The organism is Ruminococcus flavefaciens, assembly GCF_900119075.1.
GTDB classification, from domain to species: Bacteria; Bacillota; Clostridia; order Oscillospirales; family Ruminococcaceae; genus Ruminococcus; species Ruminococcus flavefaciens_Q.
The window spans coordinates 64,590-85,212 of sequence record NZ_FPIP01000003.1 but is presented as its reverse complement, the minus strand read 5'-3'; the positions used below and the strand labels follow the sequence as shown (position 1 = coordinate 85,212).

Below are 20,623 nucleotides of genomic sequence, written 5' to 3'. Positions count from 1 at the left end.
AGCTTACTCCTGTCTTATGTAATGTTTGATGAAGCGGCTGAATTCGTTCTGAAACTCCTTGAGCTTTTTCTGAGCTACGGGTATTTCAAGGCCGTTTGTAGTGTATAGTGTAAAGTTGTTGAGTTTATCTATGTGCTCCATATTTATTATAAAGCTTTTATGGGGAGAAACGAAGCTCTCTGAGTTTATCAGTGCAAAAACATCGGAAAGGCTCCCTCTTATGCGGTATTTTTCCGATTTTGTGTATACCGTTATGCGGCGGTTTCCCGTATATTCAAAGACATATATATTTTTCAGCGTAAGCAGCAGAGGTCCGTCCTCGCCCTTAAGCTGTATCACCACGTCCTTTTCGGAGTTCTCCGCAAGATAGCGCATGAGCTCGTCAAGAACGTTGTCTATCCTCACGTCCTCAAAGGGCTTTACCACAAAGTCAAAGGGATGTACTGAATAGCTCCTCAGCGCGAATTCCGAATGGTTTGTGACATAGACTATCCTTGAGCGGCGGTCTATCTGACGTATTGCCTGAGCAGTCTTGAGTCCGTCGATACCGCTCATTTCGATGTCAAGAAAGATAAGGTCGTAGTTCATTTCCGTCTCAAGGAGCTTTTCGCCGCAGCGGAAGCTGTGGACATCAAACTCTACAGAATGGTCGGTGCTGTATTTTGAGATACGCCCCTTTATCTGCGCGATAACGTCCTTATCATCGTCGCATATAGCAATGGAAATCATTTCAATGCTCCTTTCCTGTTGGAGAATATGCCTGCCGGAAGCATTATCCCTGTAAAGAATACTGCCATGGCAGCCGCTGTCATAAGCCGATGTGCCTTAAAAAGGAATAATACAGCTATCACTGCCGCAGATATTGCAGCGGCGATAAGGGAACGTCTGCGGAACACCCTGCGCTCTTTGTCGTCAAAGGGCTTGTTCCGGCTTTCCACAGGCGCTAACAGGATAATGCACAGTAATCCGGCAGCATACATAGCCGCTGCCGCATACAGCGAAGCCCTTGCAGGCATAAGACGAGAAGCCGCAATAACAGAGCTCATTGCAGCCATGGACAATATAAAGCAGGCGGTCCTCGTTTTTGCATGATAGCCGCCGCAGCATGAGCGCAGAGGCGGATACACAGCCATAAAAACAAGCGCCGCAGGAGTACTGCCGAATATGACGGCAGCAATGAGCATAGCAGAAGATATGAGCACCTTCATGATGTTCAGCTCAAGTCCGAACCGAACTATCTCCGCCTCATCTTCTCTGACATAGCCGTCGCTGAGAAGCTTTTCCATGATCGAATCTATTAATTTGTCCATCTCTATATCCTGTATCCCATACACGAATTACTAATCAGTTTAATTATATCACAAATTAGCAAAAAGTCAATAATCTCGGTGAAAAATTCACCTATATTACTTAATATACATGGACGCACACTGCGATATGTCAATGCTCAGACTGACCGTGCGGAAATAAATATCATAAAAGCAAAAATTGTTATCACAAGCTAACCAAATATATAAAAACAACGCAAAACAGGAAAAATCATGTAAAAAAATTTTTTTGATTAAAAACTTGACATTTTTATTTCTTTATGATATAATACCTTACACGTGAGAGGTTCATATGAACTCAATTTGAGTTCATATAACTCTCAGGGATTATTAGGAGGTTTATATCATGAAAAAAATCATTAGTTTATCCGCAGCACACGCAAAGCCCTGAGTCTTTATTCTGTTGTAAATATTGACATAAAAATTGATATATGTTATAATATATAGTACGATCAAACTGCCATATGGCAAAATGATATAGGAGGTTATTATTATGAAAAAGATCATCTCAACACTCGCTGCTCTTTCTTTCATCTGCGGTTCTTTAGGCACAGCCGCACCTGCTTTCGCAGAAACTGTTCTGACAGCTACCGCAAGCACACAAACGGAAGATTTCGACCTTGACGGCGCTCATTCGCTCTCCGAGGCTGACGGTATAACCTATTACGTATACAACAGTTTTGCTGTAATAACCAAGGTCGACAAGGAAGATATCGAGGAATTCACCGTTCCCGAGACCTACAAGGAGCTGCCTGTCGTGGGGTTGACAGATGATCCTTTCACTAACTGCAAAAAGCTGAAGAAGATCAATCTTTCCAAGAATACCGCTGTATTTGACTGGATATACATTGCAATAGAGGGGATTGAAGAGATTACTGTTCCCGAGGACAACAAGTACTTCTCTGCTGTTGACGGAGTCATCTATACCAAGGATATGAAGGAGCTTGTGGCTTGCCCCAGCGCAGGCGGCAAGACCGAGCTTACTATCCCTGACGAGACAGTAAGTATCGACCGCGGAGCTCTTGCCTGCTGCCGTGACCTCAAAAAGGTAACTATGGGTGCAAATGTAGAGAAGATATATCCCTCTGCTTTCTGGGGCTGCAGCGGTCTTACCGAGGTAAACTTCTCACAGAAGCTCAAGGCTATCGGCTTCTTTGCATTTGCAGGCTGCTCATCGCTGGAAAGCGTTGACCTGCCCGACAGCTTAGAGGAAATGTATGAGGGCGTATTCAAGGATACTGCCTGCGTTGAGAACTATAACGGCATACATTATGTTGACAACTGGGCTGTAGGATCGGACAAGAATATACTGCAGGGCGATATCAGAAAGGGCACTGTGGGTACAGCCTGCGGAATTTTCTCTGAGAGATACAGCATGAAATGGATCAATGTGCCAAGCTCTGTAAAGCATATCACAGAATCTCTTATTATCGGTCTGGGACAGAATTATGATATTGATTTTGTTTCCTTCCACAACGACACTATACCCGATCGCTGTCTTGCTATAAACGGCATCAAGGGTATCGAAATATACGATCCTAAATGCAAGATAACAGATTCCAAAACAGCTCTGCCTGCATACTGGGTCGAGCACGACGATTCCTTTGTTCCGAGCGATAAGGAAGAACAGCCAACAGAATACAAGCTGGGCAGAACTACGGTTTCTTCATCGAGTTCGGGCTCAAAAACAGTACAAAAAGCAATAAATACAGAGCTTATCGAGCTTGATGAAGATATCAGCAACGACGATGATTACGTTCAGAAAATGGCTGCGCTCGATGAGAAGATACAGAAGGATAACTCGAGCTTTGCAATAGCTCAGCCTGTTGAGGGCACTGTACACTCGGCACCTATAAAGATAGGCGCACGTACTAAGGTCGACACTCTTATCTACGGTGCACCTGGCTCTACAGCCGAGGACTACGCTGTAAAGTACAGAAGAATGTTCAAGCCGCTGGAGGTCAGAGACGATCTCAAGCCTACAATAATAAACGATGATGACGCAGGCGTTACCTACAAGAAGTACATGGATACCTATGCTACAGCAAATGTATACATTAACAACGGTGATACAATAAAAGAGATCACCATAGCTCCCGAAGCAGACGGTGCTCCCGTAAAGGATATATTCGTAACTCTTGCAAATGCGGATAAGATAAATATCCCTGCAACTGCTGAGCGCTATGTTCATCAGGTGGACTCCGCCGAGGATAATGTGGCATACTACAATGTGGACAAGGACAATCCTTATCTCACATCGGTTGACGGTATCATCTACAGCAAGGACATGACAAAACTCATAAAAGTCCCGTCAAGATACGCAGGCAAGAAGATAGTCGTTCCCGACGGCGTAAAGGTAATAGACAGCTTTGCGTTCTACAGCCTTGACAATGTTGAGAGCATCGAGCTCCCCGACAGCGTTGAAATTATCGGAAAAAAATCTTTTGCCTCAAGCAAGATCACAAGCATAAATCTCCCCGAAAATCTTGATGTTATCGGCGACTATGCTTTCATAGGCTGCACAGGTATCAAAGATATTTCTATCCCTGACAGTGTAAATCATATCGGTTATAATGCATTCCTTGACGTTCCTGCTGTCAAGTCAGAAGACGGACTCGATTATCTCGGAAACTGGTGCGTTGGTGTCACTGAAGTTGCGCCGGAAAAATCAAAGCCTGCAAATATCAAGGAAGGCACTATAGGCGTTGCTAAATTAAACGCTGCCGGTTACATAGCTGTCCCCAAGAGCATTACAAAAATGAGCTGGGAAATGGTTGGCTGCAACAACAATGTAAAGAGAGCCGACGTTTACTCCCATGTTATTGAGGCTGACGCATTCAAGAACGCTAAGTACATGAAGGATATCTATATCTACGATCCCGATTGCGAGATATGTGCAGGTTATTGGACTATCCCTCCACAGCACATCGAGATCGTTGAGAACAAGATAAAAGGACTTCAGGAAGTAAGCAGTAATTCTTATTACAGAACAGTTATGCAGGAGCCTGTAGCAGGAAACGGCGAAATACTGGCTGATACAGTTATCCACGGCTATGCAGGCTCTACCGCAGAGGCTTATGCCAAGATGTACGGCGTAAAGTTCGAGGAGATAAACACATCGACAGTTTATAAGAACGGCGACCTTAACGGCGACGGAGCTCTCAATGTGGCTGACCTTGTAATGATGTCAAGATTTATCAAGGGCATGACTTCGCTGGACGAGGCACAGACCAAGTCCGCTGATCTCAACGGCGACGGAAATGTTGATATATTCGACATGGTGGAGTTCCGCAAGAAGATACTGGAGTCAATGAGAGATAACTAATGCAAAAAGGACGGCAAAGCCGTCCTTTTTAATGCATAATACGAAATTGTATGGAACGGCGAGGGCGCTGTTTTTTCTACTCGCTACTCACTACTTTCTACTTACTTATAATATAAAAAACAAGGGCGCATAGCGCCCTTGTTTTTTATGCCTTACCGAGTATCTGCTTCTGTAACAGCAGTATATCGGCTACGTTGTTTTTATTGTCTGCGTTCATATCCGCATTGGAATATGCAAGTCCGCTGAGAGTTATCTCCTCAATGAGCGCCTTTCTGTAGCGTACCATGTCGAAGATATCCACTACGCGGTCGCCGTTGATATCGCCCTTGATACCGTAGAATCCGAAGTCCTCAACGTTGAACAGATATCCGTCGCCTCCCTTGAACACAAGGTAAACGTCGTGCTTGCCTGTACACTGTGCGGTCTTGCAGGAGGTCTCTGTATATGCGTCCCATGCGTCTGTGCCCGAAACAGTACACTCGCCTATGAGCTCGCCGTCTGCTCCGTCAATGCGGACCTCGATAGTTCCGCCCTCAGTAGCGCTTGCCGCACTTGCGCGGAAGCCCTCAGCTCCGCTCTCAAAGTCGAGACCGCGGAAAACGACATAAGAACCGTCGGTGATATAGCCGATAGCAGTCTTGCCGCTGTCGTCCTTGCGAATCTCGCCGTATTTGAAGTTATAGCCGCTGCAGCCGTATTTCTTGAATGCAGTCTTTGGCACAGGCGGCTTGTCGTCCTTACCCCATACCTCAAGCTCGTAAACTCTCGCGCCGCCGTCGGCATTCTGGGTAGATGTTTTCATTTCAAGCCTTACATATCTTGCAGAAACGCCATTGGTATAACGTCCGCAGGAGCTCTTGGTATTGCCGTATACATTGGCTATGTCCGTCCAGCGCTCGCCGTCGGAGCTTGCCTGTATCACGAAATCACGGGGATTGAACTTTATATTCTCCTGTGTGCCTGCAAATTTAGCGTTCCAGCGCCTGATATCGTAATTAGCACCAAGGTCTACCTGTATCCACTCGCCGCTGAGACCGTCATCGTGACACCACTTTGTGCTGTCGTCGCCGTCAACTGCCTGAGCTGCGTCATCGCCTGATTCAGCGCCCGAAGCTGTAACGTCCTTGCCTATAGCAAGATTCTGGAGGATGTCTCCGCCGTTTTCAAGCTGTAATTCGCCGCTGAGCTTGTATTCCTTGCCCTTTTCGGTGTCGAAGCTTATAACTGTGCCGCCGTATCTGACTGTGCAGGTGCCGCCCGACTTGGAGAGGATAGTTGCTCTGTCAAGTCTGCCGTTCTCCCAGTACATCTCGGTAACTTCAAAGTTTCCGCGGGCGCAGAGACCGTTTGCGTGACCTGTCGACCACTGCTTCGGCAGTGCAGGGAGAAGTGTTATAACGTCGTTCTGGCTCTGGAGGAGCATTTCAGCCACACCTGATGTGAAGCCGAAGTTTCCGTCTATCTGGAAAGGCGGATGTGCGTCCCAGAGGTTGTCGTAGAGTCTGCCGCTCTTATTGACGGGAGAGATAAGGAGCTTGACAAGGTTGTATGCGTGTTCGCCGTCCTCAAGTCTTGCCCAGCAGTTCAGCTTCCACGCCTCAGACCAGCCCGTACCGTCGTCGCCTCTTGCATTCAGCGAAACAGAAGCCGCCTTTGCGGTAGTCGGGTTATCTGTAGGTGTTATCTCATAGCCCGGATAAAGGGCGTACATATGGGAGATATGACGGTGCTTTTCGTTCTTGTTGTCCCAATCCTGAGCCCATTCCTGTATCTGTCCCCATTTTCCGATAGTTTCGGGACGGATATTTGTGAGCTTGCTGTTGAGCATACTGCGGAGAGCCTCGTCTGTGCCCAGTATCTCTGAAGCCTCAGCAACGCCCTTGAAGAGCTCTCTTGCGATACCGTTGTCCATAGTGACGCTCTGGTCTATGCATGAATTCGGGTAAGCAGGGAGATTTATCTCGGGAGAGGTGCTGGGGCTGATTACCATGTACTGCTGACCGTTTATGGTAGCAGGAGTCATGAGAGAGTTAAGGAACTCCGCACTGCCCTTGATAACGGGATAGATATCAGCGAGGTACTCCTCGTCCTGATTGAAGCGGTAAGCGTCGTAGAGCATATTCGATACCCATGCGCCGCCTGTAGGCCACTGTCCCCACGCGCCGTCGATAGCGCCCGTCCTGTTCCACAGGTCGGTGTTATGGTGGAGCACCCAGCCCTTCTGTATGCCGTAATTCACTCTTGCGGTGACGTTTCCTGCCTCTGCCAGTCCCTTGGACTTCTCAACGAAAGGCTGGAAGCACTCGCCAAGATTTGTAGTGAACGCAGGCCAGTAATTCATTTCGTAATTTATATTGGTAGTCATCTTACTGCCCCATGCAGGCGAGGAATACTTGTTCCAGATACCCTGTAAGTTCATGGGCTGAGCGTCACGGGAGGCGCTTATCATAAGGTATCTTCCGTACTGGAAAAGAGTTTCTACCATTTTCGGATCGTTTGATCTGCCAAATTCGGATATGCGCTGCGGAGTTGTCTTTGATACGATATCGGCTGTATTGCCGCCAAGCTCCACGTCAACGCGCTTGAAGAGCTCCTGATAATCGGCGATATGATGCGCATATAGAGTATCATAGGAGAGCTTTTCGGCGTTCTTGATATCAGCCGCCGCGCCGCCCTTTTCGTCGCCGTTGCAGGTCTTGTAGTCCACGAAGTTAGTGCGGACAGATGTGAGAATGACCACGGAATCGGCGCCCGAAACGTTTACTCTGCCGTTTCCTGCGTTGATAGTTCCGCCGTTGGGAATGACCTTGCTCCGTGTGGAGTAGTAAACTGCTCCGTCTATCCAGAGGTCCTTGTCAGCGTGACCGTTGGCAACGATAGTGTCGTTTCCGTCAGTAGTAACGCCTCCGTTGAGCAGACCGTCGTAGCCTGCCGTAAGGGATACCGAGCCTGCGCTGTCGCAGGTTATGCGTGTAACCATGACCTGATCGGGATAGCTTACAAAGCTCTCACGGGTGTATTTCTTGCCGTTTGCGGTATATGTGGTACGGGCAACGGCGTCGTTCATATCGAGGGTACGGGAATAATTCGAGACATTCTCGTGACCGAGGTTGAGCCTTAGAGCGCCCACCTTCTGGTATTTTGCTTCACCGCCGCCTATGAGATATCTGCCGACGAGACCGTTTGCGTCGTTATATTTGCCGTTCTTGATGAGGTCCTGGATCTCCTTGATGTGGTTTCCGCCGCCCTCCTTGTTGTTGCTGCCGGGACCTGAGCTCCAGACAGTACACTCATTGATGTCGATGAGCTCGTTGGGGCAGTTTCCGTAGACCATTGCGCCTATTCTGCCGTTTCCGAGAGGGAGCGCCTTGTAGAACGACTCGTCGTTATTGAAAGCGTTATCTGTGTTGACGTTGCCAGCCTGAGTATTATAGCGCAGTACAAGGTCGTCATCGTGTGGGTACTCGGCTGCCGCCGCAGTATTCTCCGCTGTTAGCTTAGATATGGGAGCTCCGCCTGTTACCATAGGGAGTGCCATACACGCTGAGATGAAAACGGAGAGAAATTTTCTGGTGGATTTAAGTTTCATTCCTTTCCAACTCCTTTTTGGGACAGCCCGAGGGAGGACTGTTCCATAAATTTTAATATCGCCCTTCTGTCTGTTATTTTAATCAAATAACAGATTATATATATCTATGCATAATAATTGTATCATTATTATAAATAAGTGTCAACAAAATATATGCATTTTCTACATTGCCGCTGCAAATAAAGCACTTATTTTGCAAAAAAAGCTGATTTTACTGCAAAATATTATCGTTTTGTCGTCAAAATGCCTATACAGCGGCAAAATATTAATTTTGACTAAAACTGTTCAAGTCAATGAAAGGGATTCCAAAGGGACTGTGTTCCTTTGGCAAAATCCAGAGGCAGCGCCTCTGGCAGGGTTCGGGGCAGAGCCCCGATTCCGACAGGCGCTTCGCAAGGGGTGAATCAAAAAACAGTCCGGCGGACTGTTTTTTGAGAGGGTGACTCCCTACAGTGTAGGGAGATGTCCGAAGGACAGAGGGTGCCGGACACGATTAGTGTCGCCTTGCAAGTGAAGGCGTCCCCTTAATATTGATAGTCAAAAGAAAAAAACCCATGCTATCAAGCATGGGCTTTTAAAGAGAGGGTATATAAGCTTTAAAGCTTTTGATATGTGTCTTGTATGGACCAATACCGTTATTTATTATATACTCCATGACTTATTGTGTCAAGTACTATACATAAAGTAAGCAAAAAAAGATAAATATGAGCAATTTTTGAATAAAGTCAGTTGACTAAACAAACAAAAAAAGCTCCCTTTTGGGGAGCTTATGATACTTATTCGATCGTAACAGAGACCTTCTGGTCCTTCTTAGCTGCGCCTGCACGCATGATAGTACGGAGGGCCTTTGCGATCCTGCCCTGCTTACCGATAACTCTGCCCATATCGTCGGGAGCAACGTTAAGGTGAAAAACGATAACGCCCTCTTCGTCGGGTGCGTCCTCGGTAATATTGATAGCGGACTTGTCTTCTACGAGGCCTGCTGCGATAGCATAAAGTAAGTCTTTCATTGTAATAACCTCCGTAAAGCTTGGGGACAGAGGCAGAGACGCTTAAGCCTCTCCTCCTCCATTAAGCTTTTGAATCAAAGAACTCCCTCTTTCTTGAGGAGAGCCTTTACTGTATCAGTAGGCTGTGCACCCTTAGAGATCCAATCCTTAGCCTTATCTGCGTCGATCTTAACAACAGATGGCTCCTTAGTAGGATCATAGTAACCGATCTCCTCAACGAAACGACCGTCTCTTGGGTATCTTGAATCAGCAACTACTACACGATAGAAAGGAGCCTTCTTAGCACCCATTCTTCTCAGTCTGATCTTTACTGCCATTTTAAATTCACCTCCATATTATTACTTGTATATTCAAGCGGCGGGAGACCGCATTGAAAGCTTTGTCAGAACGGCAGGTTTCCGCCGCCCTTGCCAGTAAGCTTGTCGAAGTTCATGCCTGCAAGGTTCTTTCTTGCCTTGCGCAGTGACATCTTGCCCGACTTGCCTGTGAACTGCTTCATCATCTTCTGCATCTGGTCGAACTGCTTCAGCAGTCTGTTGACTTCCTCTACCTTTGTGCCCGAGCCGTTAGCGATACGCTTTTTACGGGAGGGATTGATGATAGAGGGCTTAGCGCGTTCAGCCTTTGTCATAGAGGTTATTATAGCCTCTATTCTGGTGAGCTGGCTCTCGTCTATATCGGCGTCTTTTATCTTATCACCTACGCCCGGGAGCATTCCAAGTATTGATTTCATTGAGCCCATGCGCTTTATCTGCTTCATCTGGTCAAGGAGGTCGTCCATATCGAACTTGTTCTCCTTGAACTTCTTGGTGAGCTTTTCAGCGTCCTTCTGGGACATGACGTTCTCGGCTTTCTCGATGAGAGTGAGCACATCGCCCATGCCGAGGATACGTGAAGCCATACGCTCAGGGTGGAACTGCTCGAAATCGTCGAGCTTTTCGCCCATACCAACGAACTTGATAGGCTTACCTGTAACTGAGAGTACGGACAGAGCCGCACCGCCTCTTGTATCTGAATCCAGCTTTGACATGAGAACGCCTGTGATGCCCACAGCGTCGTCGAATGCCTTAGCTACGTTGACTGCGTCCTGACCTGTCATAGCGTCTACGACAAGCATTATCTCATCAGGCTGAGTCTCAGCCTTGATGTTGACCAGCTCTTCCATGAGAGCCTCGTCGATGTGGAGACGTCCTGCGGTATCAATAATGAGGATATCGTGGCCGTAGTCCTTAGCGTAGGCAAGAGCCTTTTTCGCAATTTCCACGGGGTTTATCTGTCCCATTTCAAATACCTTTACGTCAGCCTTTGCGCCCACTACCTGTAACTGGTTGATAGCCGCAGGTCTGTAGATATCGCAGGCTGCAAGCAGAGGACGGTGTCCCTCTTTCTTGAGGAGCTTTGCAAGCTTTGCGGCGTGAGTGGTCTTACCTGAACCCTGAAGTCCGCACATCATGATGACCGTGGGAGGCTTCGACGCCATATTTATCCTTGCATTGCTGTTGCCCATGAGCTCTACCAGCTCATCGTTTACTATCTTGATTACCTGCTGAGCAGGAGTAAGGCTTGCCAGCACTTCCTCGCCGACAGCTCTTTCAGTTACCTTTTTTACGAAGTCCTTTACTACCTTGTAGCTTACGTCGGCTTCGAGGAGTGCAAGGCGCACCTCGCGCATAGCCTCTTTAACATCGGACTCTGTCAGCTTACCTCTGGATTTGAGCTTTTTAAAGACGTTATTCAGTTTTTCGGAAAGTCCTTCAAATGCCATGACGAGCCTCCTTCGTATATTTTACAGGAGCTCTCCGCCCTTAGCGGTCTCGGAGAGTATGATATTTCTTGTATTTTCGTCGGTGATATGCTCTGCGGCGGCTTCGATATTGCGGAAGCAGTCCCGCATTTTGCCGAGTCTTTCGGCAAAGCCCAGCTTTTCCTCGTAATTGAGGAGTATCTCCTCGGTACGCTTTATTATACTGCGTACAGCCTGTCTGGTGATATCCAGCGGCTGACCTATCTCCGCAAGGGATAAGTCCTCGCAGTAATACAGCTCCATGATACTGCGCTGGTGCTCGGTGAGCAGGTCTCCGTAGCAGTCGAGGAGCATTACGAATTTTAATTCCTTAGCCATTTTTCGCGTACCTCACTGGGTGTAATGCAAAATCACTTTACACATTATACTACATCTTTTCCCTTTTGTCAAGGGCTTGGGTGAAATTTTTTCTTACAAAATGTAGGGGACGCTACCCTCGGCGTCCCACGTCACGCGCAATATCATCAAACGGAACGGCGAGGGTGCCGTTCCCTACACATGATTCCTCTTGAAGCAAAAACAAAAAAGGGCGGATATCCGCCCTTTCTCACTTTATTGAATAATAAACGCTGACCAGCTCCACAACGCCGTTTTCGTCGAATGAAACGTCCAGCATATTTGCGCGGAGAACGCCGTTTTCGTCCGTACCCTCCGAGATACCGTAGGTAAACATATGCTTGAAAGGCTTTTCCATTTCCTGCACCTCATCGGGCTCGCCGACATGGGCTTTTACGTCCTCAACAGTGGAAACACGGGGAGTTATGCCATATATATTGCTGTCCGATTCGCTGGTGGATATGCTGTATACGGTGCTTTCGTCCTCTTTGCCGTCATAGCAGTTATCCAGCATTACTGTTCCCATTTCCTCGCCGCAGTAATACATCTTAGCCATGCCTCTGCCCTCTTCGAGCCCGTATTTCTGCTTGTCGTAAAGGATATAGGTCCAGCCCACAGGAAATTCGCCCAGTTTTACGGGTATCTGCACCAGCTGTCCCTTTATGTAGATATTCTGGCGGACTATATCCACGTCAAATTCGCCCTCGGGAGCTGTAGGCGGCGGAGTTGTAGGCTCTGTAGGCACAGGGGGCTGTGTTTCAAGCTCTCCCTCGCCGTTTTTACGCGGCGGAGTCGCCACAGGATTGCCGTTATCGTCGTAGTATATGGTCTTTGGCTTCGATTCGGGCATTTTCTTCTCCATACAGCCCGCTGCGCTGAGCATTGAAGCGCAAAGCAAAAGAATTATAGCTTTTTTCATGTTTATCTCCTGTAAAGATATGTTCTTACGCTTTTTTTCCTATTTTTTCGCCGTATTTCACCACAGTTTCGATACCCTCTGCGGAATTGCGGAGTATATCCTCGTCAACTGCAATGCTGTCCTTTCCGAAGAGCATGACTACAGTAGAACCTCCGAACTCGAATTTGCCCTTTTCATCGCCTCTGCGGAAAGCTGTCTCGCCGTGGTGGTTGACTATCCTGCCAACGAGCATAGCTCCCACCTCTACCTGTACCACGTCCCCGAAATTCTCGGTGTGGAGCACGGTATATTCGCGGCAGTTGCGCTTATATATGTTGTATCTTTCAAGAGCTATGGGATTTACGGTGTGGAGCTCGCCTGCGATGTAGGTATTCTCCGATTTCGTACCGTCGTCGATATAGCAGTAGCGGTGGTAGTCGTTGACCTCAAGGCGGAAAATAAGGCAGTATCCGCCGCCGAAGCGCTTTGCGAGGAACTCGTTCTGCAAAAGGTCGCTTACTCTGTAGCGCGAGCCCTTTATGCGGAATATGCTGTTTTTGCCTATCTTATGGACAGTCAGCTTTGAATCGCAGGGGCTTATGAGGTGGCTCGGTACGCGGTCTATTGGGCGCTTATCGGGCTTTATCACGCGGGTGAAGAAGTCGTTGTACGAGCGGAAGCCGTTCATCATGTACTCCGAGGTATCAATGCCGCTTCGCTTGATAAATGGCTTTATGAGCACCTTTGAGGGACGCGAGTCCATAAAAGCGCCTGCGGCTCTCGATATCGCAGGAGCTGTCAGCGTTTTCAGCAGTACTCTGCCGAAAACGTTTCCGTACAGTTTTTTCAGAAGCTTGTTCTGTTTTGCGTTTGTTTCTATGACTTGACCTGTTCTTGTTTTTATCATGTTAAGCTCCTTGTATTGCGGGGCGATGTGGGTGACTCCCTGTAGTACAGGGAGATGTCGCAAAGCGACAGAGGGTACGGGTGCCTGTCAGGCATCGCCCCCCTACAAATGGGTTATATACAATAGTTAAAGCCTTGCGTTGGCAAGCATGAGCTTTATGCGGTTTTCCTGATTTACTCTTGTAGCGCCGGGATCGTAGTCTATTGCGACTATATTTGCGTTGGGGTTGTCCTGCTTGATAGCTCGTGACATACCCTTTGCAACGATATGATTGGGCAGACAGCCGAATGGCTGAGTGCAGATGATATTCTCGACTCCCGACTTTGCAAGAGCCGCCATTTCGGCAGGTATGAGCCAGCCTTCGCCCATTACCACGCCCTGATTGATGTACTTGTCCGCAAGCTTTCTCAGGTGCTCGAAATCGTGGAGGGGCTCAAAGCTGCCCTGCTCCTTCATTACCTTGATGAGCTCCTTCTGCTTTGCGTAGATGAGGTCGTAGCCTATCTTATTGAACAAGGACTGCTTTGTGGGGTGGTCGTATATCTTGGCGTCGTTGAATGTGCCTGCTGCGCAGTACATTACGAACTCCAGAAGTGACGGCACAACAGGCTCGCAGCCCTCGGAAATAAGGAAATCCTCAAGATGATTGTTTGCAAGGGGAGAGTATTTTACGTATATCTCGCCGACTATGCCGACTCTTATCTTCTTTTCATTGCTTAACGGGATAGAAGCGAAGTCGTTGAGAATATCCCTGTATATCTTCTTGGATTTCAGGAACATCTTGCTGCCCTTCAGGAAGATATTACACAGTCTCCTGTGCCATTTATCCAGCATTTTCTTTGATTCGCCCTTGTTTATCTCATAGGCTCTGCACTTGTTGTAGCAGGTCATCAGCAGGTCGCCGTAGAGCACTGCGTACAGCATTTGCAGGAACATAGGCGCGGTTATCTTAAAGGCGCTGTCCTTTTCAAGTCCGCTGAAATTCAGTGATACCACAGGTATCTGGGGATAATTCTTGGCAACAGCCTTTCTCAGCAGGTGTATGTAGTTTGAAGCTCGGCAGCCGCCGCCTGTCTGTGTGATGAGGAGAGCGGTCTTGTCGGGATCGTACTTGCCGCTTTTCAGCGCGTCCATGAACTGTCCTATTACCAGCAGAGCAGGGTAACAGGCGTCATTGTGGACGTTTTTCAGTCCCTCGTCAACCACTGCACGGGAGTCGTTGCGCAGCAGCTCAAGCTTATAGCCCTTGGCTTCAAATATGGATATGAGCATTTTGAAGTGTATGGGCAGCATATCGGGAACGAGGATAGTGTGAGTTTTTATCATATCCTCGGTAAACTTTGCATATTCGGGCATAAGAACCTCCGTAAAATTACTTCAGGTCTGTGTTTCACACAGGCTGTACCACGGGCTTTTTTGCAGGCTTCTGCTCTGCCTGCTCCATAGCGGCAACAAGGCTTCTCAGTCTTATCCTTGCCGCGCCCAGATTGTTTATCTCGTCGATTTTAAGCTGAGTATAGAGCTTTCCGCGGCTTTCGAGGATATGTCTCACCTCGTCGCCTGTAACGGCGTCGATTCCGCAGCCGAAGGATACCAGCTGTATGAGCTGCATATCGGGCTGAGTTGTAACGTACTTAGCCGCACGGTAAAGTCTTGAATGGTATGTCCACTGATTGAGGACGCCCAGCTTGGGAGTTTTTGACAGACCTGCAATGCTGTCCTCGGTGATGACAGCCATGCCAAGGCTTGATACAAGCTTATGTATGCCGTGGTTTATCTCCTTGTCGATGTGATAAGGTCTGCCTGCGATAACGATTATCTTGCGCTTTTCGGCTCTTGCCTGCTCGATTATCTCGAAAGCCTTGCGTGTAACGGTGTTATGGTATGTCTCCAGAGCCTCGTAAGCCTTGTCAACAGCCTCGGGTATCCTGCCCTTGACGTTGTACTTTTTCAGGGCGTGGCTCAGTACCTTTATAACGTTCTTTTTAATATTGAGGTCAAGATACGGATGTATGAAGTTATCCTTGTTGAGTCTCGGGTTGTTTGCGAGAAGAAGCTCGGGATAATAGGCAACAACAGGACAGTTGAAGTGGTTGTCGCTCTCGCCCTCGTCGATGTTGTAGCTCATGCAGGGGTAGAATATGAAGTCTGCGCCCTTGTCGAGAAGATTCTCGATGTGTCCGTGAGTGAGCTTTGCAGGATAGCAAACCGTATCCGAGGGGATAGTGTGCTGACCGAGATAGTACATATCACGGGAGCTTTCATCGGAAATTATCGTTCTGAAGCCCAGACTTGTAAACAGCATATGCCAGAATGGCAGCTGCTCATAGAAGCTCAGTGCAAGGGGAAGTCCCACGGTAGCGCGATAGCGCTTTGGCTGATGAGTCTTAACAGTATTAAGGATACTGTCGTACTTGAATTCATAGAGATTGGGAACGGTGTTCCTGTTGGCTATACCGCCGCCCTTTTCGCAGCGGTTTCCCGAAATGAAGCGTCTGCCCTTGCCGAAGTTGATGATGTTCAGCTGACAGTGAGCAGTACAGCCGCCGCAGTTAGCGGAGCGTGATTCGTAGGTGAAGTTTTCAAGCTCCTGCGCGGAAATGAGCTTCGAGGGCTCGCCGTTTGCTCTCTCCTTAGCGTAGAGGGCACAGCCGAAAGCACCCATAAGTCCCGAAATAGCAGGACGGATAACGTTTCTGCCAAGCTCCTTTTCAAATGAGCGGAGCACTGCGTCATTGAGGAACGTACCGCCCTGTACGACGATGTTTTTGCCTAAATCGTCGGGAGAATTGGCACGGATAACCTTGTAAATGGCGTTCTTGATGATAGACGATGACAGACCTGCGGAAATATCCTCCACGGTTGCGCCGTCCTTCTGAGCCTGCTTTACGGAGCTGTTCATAAATACGGTACAGCGTGAGCCAAGGTCAACAGGGTGCTCCGCAAAGAGTCCCAGCTGTGAGAATTCCGCGATATCATAGCCCAAAGCCATTGCGAATGTCTGTATGAAAGAGCCGCAGCCCGAGGAACAGGCTTCGTTGAGCATAATGCTGTCGATGCTTTGATTCTTTATCTTGAAGCACTTGATGTCCTGTCCGCCGATGTCGATGATGAAGTCAACGTCGGGGCAGAAGTAAGCCGCCGCCTTGAAATGCGCCACGGTCTCAACAATGCCGTGGTCAATGGAAAGACCTGCCTTTATGAGGTCCTCGCCGTAGCCTGTTACCGCAGAGCCCTTTATGGTTATCTCGGGGTTCATAGCGGCGTAGATACGCTTTACCTGGTCAGCTATCTTGTCAAGAGGCTGTCCCTGATTGGATGAGTAATGGTTGTAGAGCATACGTCCGTCCTCGGTGATGAGAACGAGCTTTGTGGTGGTGGAGCCTGCATCGATACCGAGGTATGCGTCGCCCTTGTATGTACGTATATCGGCATATCCGAGGTCGAACTTCTTGTGGCGCTCGATGAACTTGTCGTACTCGGAGTGCGAGCGGAACAGGGGCTCGCCTGTTACTATATCATCAGAAGCCTTGGCGTTGCTTATCTTATCGATTATGTCCTCTATCTTGAATGAATCCTCGGCAGTTGCAGCATATATAGCGCATCCGTATGCCACGAAAACAGGTGCCTCGGGCGGAAATACAGCGTGTTTTTCGTCAAGTCCGAGTGTCTTTGTGAATGCCTTTTTAAGTCCCTTGAGGAAGAACAGCGGACCTCCGAGGAAAAGCACCTTTCCCTCGATAGTACGTCCCTGAGCCAGTCCCGAGACGGTCTGGTCAACTACCGCCTGAAAGATACTTGCGGCAACGTCCTCGCGTCTTGCGCCCTGATTGAGAAGGGGCTGTATATCGGATTTAGCGAAAACTCCGCAGCGCGAAGCTATGGGGTATATCTTCTGAGCGTGGAGAGACAGCTCGTCGAGCTCGTCGGCGGTGATACCGAGGAGAGTAGCCATCTGGTCGATGAACGCGCCCGTACCGCCTGCACAGGTGCCGTTCATACGCTGCTCAACGCCGCCTGTGAGAAAGATTATCTTTGCGTCCTCGCCGCCCAGCTCGATAACTGCGTCAGCGTCGGGCTGCTTCTGCTTTACAGCGAGAAAAGCTGCATGAACCTCCTGTACAAAGGGTATCTTTGCGGAGTTTGCAAGACCGAGACCTGCCGAGCCCGTGATACAAACGGAAAAATCCTCATTAGGGTGATCAGCCTGTATTATTTTGAGCTGGTCTGTAACGGTCTCCTTGACCTTTGAAAGATGGCGCTGATATTTGGAGTAGATTATCTCGCCGTCAGCGTCTGTAATTACTGTTTTTACCGTGGTAGAGCCCACATCTATGCCGAGAGAATATTTATTTGACATTTTACACCTCAGTAGAAGTAATCGTACAGCGGAGCTTTTTTATTCCGCCGCTAATATTTTATTATACCATATTTATAATAATATGTAAAGATTATTTTTGCGAAGAACGCCGTTCCGCCGATTGATTGATCTGTCCAAAAATGGTATAATGGATCAAAATGACCGATATTCAATGCTTTTTCAGTATAGCACGAAAGAATTGCAATGTCAATTTGAAAATTTTAGCTCATTTCTGCTGCTTATGTCCACCCGTTAAAATAAAAAAAGGCAGCAGGGCGATGTGATATCATCGTTTGCAGGGAAGCGCGAGGGCGCTCTCCACTATAAAATAATTGTTGACATAAAATTCCGTAAGTGATATAATAAATTATATATGTATATTTGCGGCTGTATGCCGTATATGATATAAAGTTGAGAGTTGAGAGTTGAGAGTTGAAAGTTGTTCTGCTATTATGTGAGTAAAGCGGATACATTCATTCTCAATTCTGCATTCTCCATTCTCAATTAATAACAGGTTGGAGATAATAAAATTGATAAAAACAGTAAACGGTTTAAAGATAAACTACGAGGAAAAGGGCGAGGGCGACCTCATAGTCCTGCTCCACGGCTGGGGCAGCAATATCACCCTTTTCGCCAATATGATTGAGCTCCTCTCCAAGAAGTACAAGGTCGTGGCTATGGATATGCCCGGCTTCGGCAAAAGCGAGGAGCCCAAGGAAGTATGGGACGTAAGCTCCTATGTGCAGTTCGTCATCGACTTCCTCAAGGACTACGATACAAAGGAAGTTATGCTCCTCGGTCACAGCTTCGGCGGACGTGTCATCATAAAAATGCACAGCCGCAATGACCTGCCTTTCAAGGTGACAAAGGTCATTCTGGTGGACAGCGCAGGCATCATGCCGCCAAAGTCCAACAAAAAGACATGGCGCACACGCTACTACAAAATGGGCAAGACCGTCCTTTCGTGGGGCATAGTTAAGAAGCTCTTCCCCGACGCGCTGGAGAACTTCCGCAAGAAAATGGGCAGCGCGGACTACGCCGCTGCTTCGCCTATGATGAGACAGGTCATGGTAAAGGTGGTAAACGAGGACTTGGAGCCTTATCTGCCTAATATCAAGGCGCCTACACTGCTTGTATGGGGCGTGAACGATACTGCCACACCGCTCTCCGACGGCGAGAAAATGGAAAAGCTCATTCCCGATGCAGGTCTTGTAAAGCTCGAAAACGCAGGACATTATTCATTCCTCGAACAGCAGTTCACCTTTAACCGCGTGATGTGCAGCTTTATGAAAATAGAAGATTGAATCAGGAGATAAATATGAATTTGGTTTTATGGATAATATATGCGGTCATTGCGCTGACTGCAACGGTATTCCTCGGGCTGAGAGAGTTCCATATGCTTCAGCTCAACGGCTACAAGACTCCCGAGCATTCACGCTGGATGAAAAAGAACGCAAGGCGCTATATACTGCCTGCGGTGCTGTTCATAGCGCAGTTTCTGCTCATTCCCTTTCAGCATAAAAGAGGACTTGCAGTTGCTCTTTTGATAGTGCTGTGCTTCTTCAACGCCATAATAGCACTCCTCAACAAGCCGGGGAAGAAGTTCAAAAAGCCTCTGGTCTACACGGCGCGTATGAAGCGCATGATGATAACCTTCGGCATACTCATTGCAGTATTCTATGTGTTTGCAATTATCAACGGAAAGATCTTCGTACAGGTAGACGCTGTCAGCGGAGGATACGAGGAAACCCGTTGGTTCATATCGGCTCTGCCGTATATATTCGTCGGCTCGGCACTGTACCTCACGCCAATACTTGTTCCCCTTTCCAACCTCATAAACAAGCCCGTGGAAAAGGCTGTCCAGAACTGGTATATCAACGACGCCAAGCGCATACTTTCCGAGTGTCCCACGCTCCACAAGGTGGGTATCACGGGAAGCTACGGCAAGACCAGCATGAAGTTCTACCTTGACGAGCTTCTCAATTCTCAGTACAACACGCTGAAAACTCCCGAGAGCTTCAATACTCCAATGGGAGTTACAATAACTATCCGCCGCGATCTGAAGCCCACTCACGAGTATTTCATCTGCGAAATGGGCGCAAGACGAGTTCACGAGATCAAGGAGCTCTGCGGCATTGCAGATCCTCACGACGGTATCATCACTTCCGTAGGTCCTCAGCACCTTGAGACTTTCGGTTCTATCGAGAACGTGGTAAACACCAAGTTCGAGCTTGCCGACCATGTCAAGGCTAAGGGCGGTAAGATATACCTCAACGGCGACAACGAGCTTATCCGCAGGAAAGCTCCCGAGTACCCCAATGCGGTGCTTTACGGACTTCAGGAGGGCAACCACTACCGTGCAACCGATATAAGCGTATCCGACAGGGGCACAGAGTTCACGGTAACTGCTCCCGACGGCGAGACAAAGCGCTTCTCAATGAAGCTTCTCGGCGAACACAATGTACAAAACGTTCTCGGAGCTATCGCCTACGCACACGGCACGGGCATTTCACTCGACAAGCTCACACTTCCCGTTAAGCGTATCGCCGCAGTCCCCCACAGATTACAGCTCCTCGACAAGGGCGGAAATATGACCTTTATCGACGACGCTTACAACTCAAACCCCAGCGGCTGCCGTGCAGCTCTCAATGTTCTGGGACTGTTCGACGCCTGCCGCATACTTGTTACACCGGGTATGGTAGAGCTTGGCGCAAAGCAGGAGGAGCTGAACTTCGAGTTCGGTCAGGAGGCTGCAAAAGCCTGCGACCATATAGTGCTCGTCGGCAAAAATCAGACAGTTCCCATATATAACGGTATCAAGGACGCAGGCTACGATATGGACAACGTTTTCGTTGCGGACAGTCTTAACGAGGCTCTTGCCCACGTAAACGCATATCAGACAGACAAGAAGAAGATAGTTCTTCTTGAAAACGATTTACCCGACAACTATTAAGCAGCGTGACGCTGCACCCTTGCCACGTTGGCACTCGTAAACTCGTTCACTTTCATTAAAAGTGATAATTGTACATCGCTTACAGCACATTAATTATTGTCTTTGTAGGGGCT

14 protein-coding genes are annotated in these 20,623 nt (G+C 48.2%); 3 read left to right on the top strand and 11 right to left on the bottom strand.

The window, feature by feature from the left end:
* Positions 1-3 precede the first annotated feature (3 nt).
* Positions 4-729, bottom strand: coding sequence for a LytR/AlgR family response regulator transcription factor (locus tag BT105_RS05365; RefSeq protein WP_072299785.1), 726 nt, complete (start codon positions 727-729; stop codon positions 4-6).
* Positions 726-1,310 (bottom strand): accessory gene regulator ArgB-like protein, encoded by a 585-nt coding sequence (locus BT105_RS05360; protein ID WP_072299784.1) that lies wholly within the window; start codon positions 1,308-1,310, stop codon positions 726-728. The genes BT105_RS05365 and BT105_RS05360 overlap by 4 nt, the downstream gene beginning before the upstream one ends.
* A gap of 511 nt (positions 1,311-1,821) precedes the next feature.
* On the opposite strand from BT105_RS05360, the gene BT105_RS05355 reads away from it, so the two are divergent.
* Entirely contained in the window at positions 1,822-4,653 is a 2,832-nt protein-coding gene (locus BT105_RS05355; protein ID WP_072299783.1) for a leucine-rich repeat protein, read from the top strand.
* Between the two features lie 145 nt (positions 4,654-4,798).
* On the opposite strand, the gene BT105_RS05350 is transcribed toward BT105_RS05355, so the two are convergent.
* The 9 genes from BT105_RS05350 to BT105_RS05305 form a co-directional block, all read right to left on the bottom strand.
* Positions 4,799-8,242: a glycosyl hydrolase family 95 catalytic domain-containing protein gene (locus tag BT105_RS05350; RefSeq protein ID WP_072299782.1), complete on the bottom strand. Its 3,444-nt coding sequence runs from the start codon at positions 8,240-8,242 to the stop codon at positions 4,799-4,801.
* A 776-nt stretch (positions 8,243-9,018) separates the two neighbouring features.
* A complete protein-coding gene (locus BT105_RS05340) occupies positions 9,019-9,252 on the bottom strand; it encodes a KH domain-containing protein (protein WP_024861192.1) in 234 nt (77 codons plus the stop codon).
* A 74-nt stretch (positions 9,253-9,326) separates the two neighbouring features.
* The gene (gene rpsP / locus BT105_RS05335) at positions 9,327-9,569 is read right to left on the bottom strand and encodes a 30S ribosomal protein S16 (RefSeq protein WP_028514015.1); all 243 of its coding nucleotides are present in this window, start codon (positions 9,567-9,569) and stop codon (positions 9,327-9,329) included.
* A 65-nt stretch (positions 9,570-9,634) separates the two neighbouring features.
* Positions 9,635-11,017, bottom strand: a complete 1,383-nt coding sequence (gene ffh / locus BT105_RS05330; RefSeq protein WP_072299780.1) for a signal recognition particle protein — start codon at positions 11,015-11,017, stop codon at positions 9,635-9,637.
* Positions 11,018-11,038: 21 nt separating this feature from the next.
* The gene (gene ylxM / locus BT105_RS05325) at positions 11,039-11,374 is read right to left on the bottom strand and encodes a YlxM family DNA-binding protein (RefSeq protein ID WP_028514013.1); all 336 of its coding nucleotides are present in this window, start codon (positions 11,372-11,374) and stop codon (positions 11,039-11,041) included.
* A 229-nt stretch (positions 11,375-11,603) separates the two neighbouring features.
* Positions 11,604-12,311 (bottom strand): hypothetical protein, encoded by a 708-nt coding sequence (locus BT105_RS05320; protein WP_072299779.1) that lies wholly within the window; start codon positions 12,309-12,311, stop codon positions 11,604-11,606.
* Between the two features lie 25 nt (positions 12,312-12,336).
* Positions 12,337-13,197, bottom strand: a complete 861-nt coding sequence (locus tag BT105_RS05315; protein ID WP_072299778.1) for a phosphatidylserine decarboxylase — start codon at positions 13,195-13,197, stop codon at positions 12,337-12,339.
* A gap of 126 nt (positions 13,198-13,323) precedes the next feature.
* Positions 13,324-14,553, bottom strand: coding sequence for a 2-hydroxyacyl-CoA dehydratase (locus tag BT105_RS05310; RefSeq protein ID WP_072299777.1), 1,230 nt, complete (start codon positions 14,551-14,553; stop codon positions 13,324-13,326).
* Between the two features lie 34 nt (positions 14,554-14,587).
* On the bottom strand, positions 14,588-17,557 hold the full coding sequence (locus tag BT105_RS05305; protein ID WP_072299776.1) for an acyl-CoA dehydratase activase: 2,970 nt from the start codon (positions 17,555-17,557) through the stop codon (positions 14,588-14,590).
* Between the two features lie 530 nt (positions 17,558-18,087).
* Between BT105_RS05305 and BT105_RS05300 the strand changes: the two genes are divergently transcribed.
* Both BT105_RS05300 and BT105_RS05295 read left to right on the top strand, forming a co-directional pair.
* Positions 18,088-18,861 (top strand): alpha/beta fold hydrolase, encoded by a 774-nt coding sequence (locus BT105_RS05300; RefSeq protein WP_072299775.1) that lies wholly within the window; start codon positions 18,088-18,090, stop codon positions 18,859-18,861.
* Positions 18,862-18,875: 14 nt separating this feature from the next.
* Complete coding sequence (locus BT105_RS05295; RefSeq protein WP_081367806.1) at positions 18,876-20,510, top strand: Mur ligase family protein; 1,635 nt, start codon at positions 18,876-18,878, stop codon at positions 20,508-20,510.
* Positions 20,511-20,623: the final 113 nt, after the last annotated feature.

Excerpts from the sequence above, each read along its gene's own strand:
- BT105_RS05365 (WP_072299785.1), bottom strand. The coding sequence starts at position 729 with ATGATTTCCATTGCTATATGCGACGATGATAAGGACGTTATCGCGCAG.
- BT105_RS05360 (WP_072299784.1), bottom strand. The coding sequence starts at position 1,310 with ATGGACAAATTAATAGATTCGATCATGGAAAAGCTTCTCAGCGACGGC.
- BT105_RS05355 (WP_072299783.1), top strand. The coding sequence starts at position 1,822 with ATGAAAAAGATCATCTCAACACTCGCTGCTCTTTCTTTCATCTGCGGT.
- BT105_RS05350 (WP_072299782.1), bottom strand. The coding sequence starts at position 8,242 with ATGAAACTTAAATCCACCAGAAAATTTCTCTCCGTTTTCATCTCAGCG.
- BT105_RS05340 (WP_024861192.1), bottom strand. The coding sequence starts at position 9,252 with ATGAAAGACTTACTTTATGCTATCGCAGCAGGCCTCGTAGAAGACAAG.
- rpsP (WP_028514015.1), bottom strand. The coding sequence starts at position 9,569 with ATGGCAGTAAAGATCAGACTGAGAAGAATGGGTGCTAAGAAGGCTCCT.
- ffh (WP_072299780.1), bottom strand. The coding sequence starts at position 11,017 with ATGGCATTTGAAGGACTTTCCGAAAAACTGAATAACGTCTTTAAAAAG.
- ylxM (WP_028514013.1), bottom strand. The coding sequence starts at position 11,374 with ATGGCTAAGGAATTAAAATTCGTAATGCTCCTCGACTGCTACGGAGAC.
- BT105_RS05320 (WP_072299779.1), bottom strand. The coding sequence starts at position 12,311 with ATGAAAAAAGCTATAATTCTTTTGCTTTGCGCTTCAATGCTCAGCGCA.
- BT105_RS05315 (WP_072299778.1), bottom strand. The coding sequence starts at position 13,197 with ATGATAAAAACAAGAACAGGTCAAGTCATAGAAACAAACGCAAAACAG.
- BT105_RS05310 (WP_072299777.1), bottom strand. The coding sequence starts at position 14,553 with ATGCCCGAATATGCAAAGTTTACCGAGGATATGATAAAAACTCACACT.
- BT105_RS05305 (WP_072299776.1), bottom strand. The coding sequence starts at position 17,557 with ATGTCAAATAAATATTCTCTCGGCATAGATGTGGGCTCTACCACGGTA.
- BT105_RS05295 (WP_081367806.1), top strand. The coding sequence starts at position 18,876 with ATGAATTTGGTTTTATGGATAATATATGCGGTCATTGCGCTGACTGCA.